General features: G+C 59.3%; 4 protein-coding genes and 1 pseudogene. All 5 read left to right on the top strand.

Annotation, left to right across the window (positions count from 1 at the left end; translation table 11 throughout):
* Positions 1–386: 386 nt before the first annotated feature.
* Positions 387–1,469 (top strand): dTDP-glucose 4,6-dehydratase, encoded by a 1,083-nt coding sequence (rfbB, locus tag AC1DH9_RS27530; RefSeq protein WP_427546369.1) that lies wholly within the window; start codon positions 387–389, stop codon positions 1,467–1,469.
* Positions 1,469–1,990, top strand: a pseudogene (locus AC1DH9_RS27525) (sugar nucleotidyltransferase); the annotation flags it as partial. The gene rfbB and the pseudogene AC1DH9_RS27525, both read left to right, overlap by 1 nt.
* Positions 1,991–2,017: 27 nt before the next feature.
* Positions 2,018–2,563, top strand: a complete 546-nt coding sequence (rfbC, locus tag AC1DH9_RS27520; RefSeq protein ID WP_427546373.1) for a dTDP-4-dehydrorhamnose 3,5-epimerase — start codon at positions 2,018–2,020, stop codon at positions 2,561–2,563.
* A complete protein-coding gene (gene rfbD / locus AC1DH9_RS27515; protein WP_477809171.1) occupies positions 2,560–3,441 on the top strand; it encodes a dTDP-4-dehydrorhamnose reductase in 882 nt (293 codons plus the stop codon). The genes rfbC and rfbD overlap by 4 nt, the downstream gene beginning before the upstream one ends.
* Positions 3,442–3,477: 36 nt before the next feature.
* Positions 3,478–4,329 (top strand): cache domain-containing protein (locus tag AC1DH9_RS27510; RefSeq protein ID WP_477809170.1); only part of this gene is annotated, 852 nt, incomplete at its 3' end.

Raw genomic sequence — 4,329 nt, 5'->3', positions numbered from 1 at the left:
GTTCCACTTTGTTCACGAGGATGAAGACGGGCAAAAGTTTGAATCTGAGCATTGGTACTTCGGAGAAGTCGATGAAGCGGATGATGGCTCCGAGAAAGAGCGCTGGAGATACAAAACCTTTAAATCCTTTCGCGCTGAAAACCCTGAGCTTTTCGGCTAGGACATTTCATTTTTAGGCGAATGCCAGGCCGCCATCGCGGGCAAGCCTTGCTCCTACGGGAATGCTACAGCGATCGCAGGAACATGGTTTGCCCGCAATCCCCCCCGCAGCTCAACAAAACTCCACAAAAACCAAAATCCGACCAACACCCCTCTTGTACACGCCCCCTCCTGCCGACAAGCTATGATCCATACGCATAATCGTTCGACGAAAAAGGCAACTCCACATGCGCATTCTCATCACCGGCGGTGCCGGCTTCATCGGCTCGGCGCTGATTCGCCTCCTGATCCGCCACACTGAACATGAAGTGCTCAACCTGGACAAGCTGACCTACGCCGGCAATCTAGAGTCGTTGAGCAGCATTGCCACCAACACCCGTTATGAGTTCGTGCAGGCCGATATCGTTGATCAGGCCACTGTCAGCGCGGTACTGGCGCGGTTCCAGCCGCACGCGATCATGCACCTGGCAGCCGAGTCCCATGTCGACCGTTCCATCGATGGTCCGGCGGACTTCATCCAGACCAACATTGTCGGCACCTACAGCCTGCTGGAAGCCACCCGCGCCTACTGGAACAGCCTGGCCGAACCTGAGAAAAGCGCCTTTCGCTTTCACCACATTTCGACCGACGAGGTATATGGCGACCTGCATGGCGTCGATGACCTGTTCACCGAGACCACACCCTATGCGCCGAGCTCGCCCTACTCCGCCAGCAAGGCAGCGTCCGACCATCTGGTCCGCGCCTGGCAGCGTACCTACGGTTTGCCGGTTCTGCTGACCAACTGCTCGAACAATTACGGGCCGTTCCACTTCCCCGAGAAACTCATTCCACTGGTGATCCTCAACGCCCTCGCCGGGAAGCCTCTGCCGGTGTATGGCAATGGCCTGCAAGTGCGTGACTGGCTGTTCGTCGAGGATCATGCTCGCGCGTTGCTCACCGTGGTGACCCATGGTGTAGTCGGTGAGACCTACAACATCGGCGGCCACAACGAACAGAAAAACATCGACGTGGTGCGCAGTATTTGCGATTTGCTGGAAGAGTTGGCGCCGCAAAAACCTGAAGGCGTCGCGCACTTCGCCGACCTGATCACTTTTGTCCAGGATCGCCCCGGCCACGACCAGCGTTACGCCATCGATGCCAGCAAAATCGAACGCGAGTTGGGTTGGGTGCCCGAAGAAACCTTCGCCAGCGGCCTGCGTAAAACCGTGCAGTGGTACCTCGATAACCTAGACTGGTGCCAACGAGTCCAGGATGGCAGCTATCAAGGCCAACGACTGGGTTTCACTGACTTCAAGGACTTGATCGCATGATGAAGGGAATTGTTCTGGCAGGTGGCTCTGGTACCCGTCTGCACCCGATCACACTCGGGGTATCCAAACAACTGTTGCCGGTCTACGACAAACCGATGATCTATTACCCGATCTCGGTGCTGATGCTCGCGGGCATCAAAGACATCCTGGTGATTTCCACCCCTCAGGACCTGCCGCATTACCGCAATCTGTTGGGCGACGGCAGTCAGTTCGGAGTGCATTTCAGCTATGTCGAGCAACCGTCTCCGGACGGCCTGGCCCAGGCTTTCCTGATTGGCGAGGAGTTTATCGGTGACGATTCGGTGTGCCTGATCCTGGGCGACAACATCTTTCACGGACAGCACTTCACCGAAAAATTGCAACGCGCCGCCGGGCACACCGAAGGCGCTACGGTTTTCGGTTACTGGGTCAAAGACCCGCAGCGTTTTGGTGTGATTGATTTCGACGATCAGGGCAACGCGTTGTCGATCGAAGAGAAACCCCTGCACCCCAAATCGAGTTACGCGGTCACCGGCCTGTATTCTGTTTACCATTGCCGGAGAAGAGCAATGAAGGTGATCCCCACCGACCTGACCGGCGTTCTTATTATCGAGCCGAAGGTCTTTGGCGACGAGCGCGGTTTCTTTTACGAAAGCTTCAATGCGCGTGCTTTCGAGGAAGCGACCGGGCTCAAGCGCGAATTCGTTCAAGACAACCATTCGCGCTCACAAAAAGGTGTGCTGCGTGGTCTGCACTATCAACTGGAGCACACCCAGGGAAAACTCGTGCGAGTGACTGCCGGCGAGGTACTCGATGTAGCGGTGGATATCCGTCGCAGCTCGCCAAATTTCGGGCGCTGGGCCAGCGTCCGCCTGTCCGCTCAGAACAACCGTCAACTGTGGATCCCCGAAGGATTTGCCCACGGCTTTCTGGTGCTGAGCGATTACGCCGAGTTCCTGTACAAAACGACCGATTATTACGTTCCCAGCGCCGAACGCTGCATCGCCTGGAATGACCCGACACTGGCCATCGACTGGCAACTCGACGTACCACCGCAACTTTCGGCGAAGGATCAAAACGGAAAATCCCTGCAAGAAGCCGATCTATTCCCATGAGCGCGCCCCTGAAAATCCTCATCAACGGCCAGCACGGTCAGGTTTCCATCGAGCTGCAACGACGTCTCAAAGGGCTCGGCGAACTGATCGTGCTGGGGCGCGATCAGCTCGATCTGGCGTATCCGGAGCAGATCCGTCTGCAGATTCGCGCTTTACGTCCGAATCTGATCATCAATGCCGCCGCACACACAGCCGTCGATCAAGCGGAAAGTGAACCCGAGCGGGCGTTCGCCATAAACGCCACAGCGCCAGGAGTGCTCGCCGAGCAGGCCCTGGAACTGGGTATCCCGCTGATTCACTACTCAACCGACTATGTGTTCGACGGCAGCAAAACCTCACCCTATACCGAGACCGACGAACCCCACCCGCTGGGCGTCTACGGCGCCAGCAAACTGGCCGGCGAGCAGGCCATCCGCGCCGTCAACGGTCAGCACCTGATTCTGCGCACCAGTTGGGTCTACTCGAACCACGGGCGCAATTTCCTGCTGACCATGCAACGGTTGCTGCAAGAGAAACCGCACTTGCGCATCGTCRCCGACCAGATCGGCGCACCGACCTGGGCCGGCACCATCGCCACCAGTACACGCGCCTTGATCGAGCGCTGGCAGTCGGGGCAACCCGGCGCCTGGGGCACTTACCACCTGACCGCTCAGGGCGAAACGTCATGGTTTGGATTTGCTCAAGCCATCGCCGAACATTTACAGGCGCAGCACAAAACCTGCGCCAGCCTGGAGGCGATCCCCAGCCGCGACTACCCGACACCCGCCACTCGCCCACTGAACTCGCGTCTGGATTGCCGCCTTCTGCAACAGCAGTGGCAGGTCAGCCAGCCCGACTGGCGCGACGCGTTGCGCGAGTGTCTTGCCGAACAAGCCTAGGCATAATGCGCCTGTACCTTCAGGCGCCCGATGCTTATGACCCCAACACTCCCCCGCAGACCCCGCTGGCGCAGCCTGGCGCTGCTCGCCGTGTGCCTGGCGCCGTTGCTGTGGCCACTGCAGCATCTGGCCGAGCGTTATTACCGCAGCGAGCTGGTCGGGCAAAATCGCCAGACGCTAGACCTCTACGTCGCCAACCTGCTGGGGACCCTGCACCGCTATGAAGTCTTGCCGCAGATCCTCGGTGATCTACCGGCCCTGCGTGCCGTTCTCGCCGCGCCATATGAGCCGCAGGCCACCGACAACGCCAATCGCCTGCTCAAGGACATCCGCGCCCAGACTGGCGCCGAAGTCATGTACCTGATGGACACCCGCGGCAAGACCCTGGCGGCCTCCAACTGGGACAAGCACGACAGTTTTGTCGGGCGTAACTTTGCCTTCCGGCCGTATTTCAGCGAAGCGATGCAAGGCCGCCTCGGGCGCTTTTTCGGCCTGGGCACGACGTCGGCCAAACGCGGTTATTTCTTTGCAGGCGCCGTGCGCGATGGCGAGCAGATCATCGGTGTGCTGGTGGTCAAGGTCGACCTCGACCACACCGAAAGCCTCTGGGGCAACACCCCGGAACAACTGCTGCTGACCGATCACAACGGGGTGGTCATCATCACCTCGCGCCCGGAATGGCGCTTCAGGGCGACCCGACCGCTGACTGACGAAGAACGCCACGCGATCTCTGCCGTCCAGCCCTACCCGACCCGTGATCCGCAACCGCTGAACCTCAACCCGGACGCTTGGCTGATCCAGACTCAGCAGATCGAAGAAACCGGCTGGAGTGTCAGTATCCTCGCACCCAGAACCCTGATCGACCGCCCGGTGCGCACGGTGTTGGCC

The sequence above is a fragment of the Pseudomonas sp. 05T35 genome, assembly GCF_056396605.1.
This window is presented reverse-complemented; position numbering and strand designations above follow the sequence as displayed.

Excerpts from the sequence above, each read along its gene's own strand:
- rfbC (WP_427546373.1), top strand. The coding sequence starts at position 2,018 with ATGAAGGTGATCCCCACCGACCTGACCGGCGTTCTTATTATCGAGCCG.
- rfbB (WP_427546369.1), top strand. The coding sequence starts at position 387 with ATGCGCATTCTCATCACCGGCGGTGCCGGCTTCATCGGCTCGGCGCTG.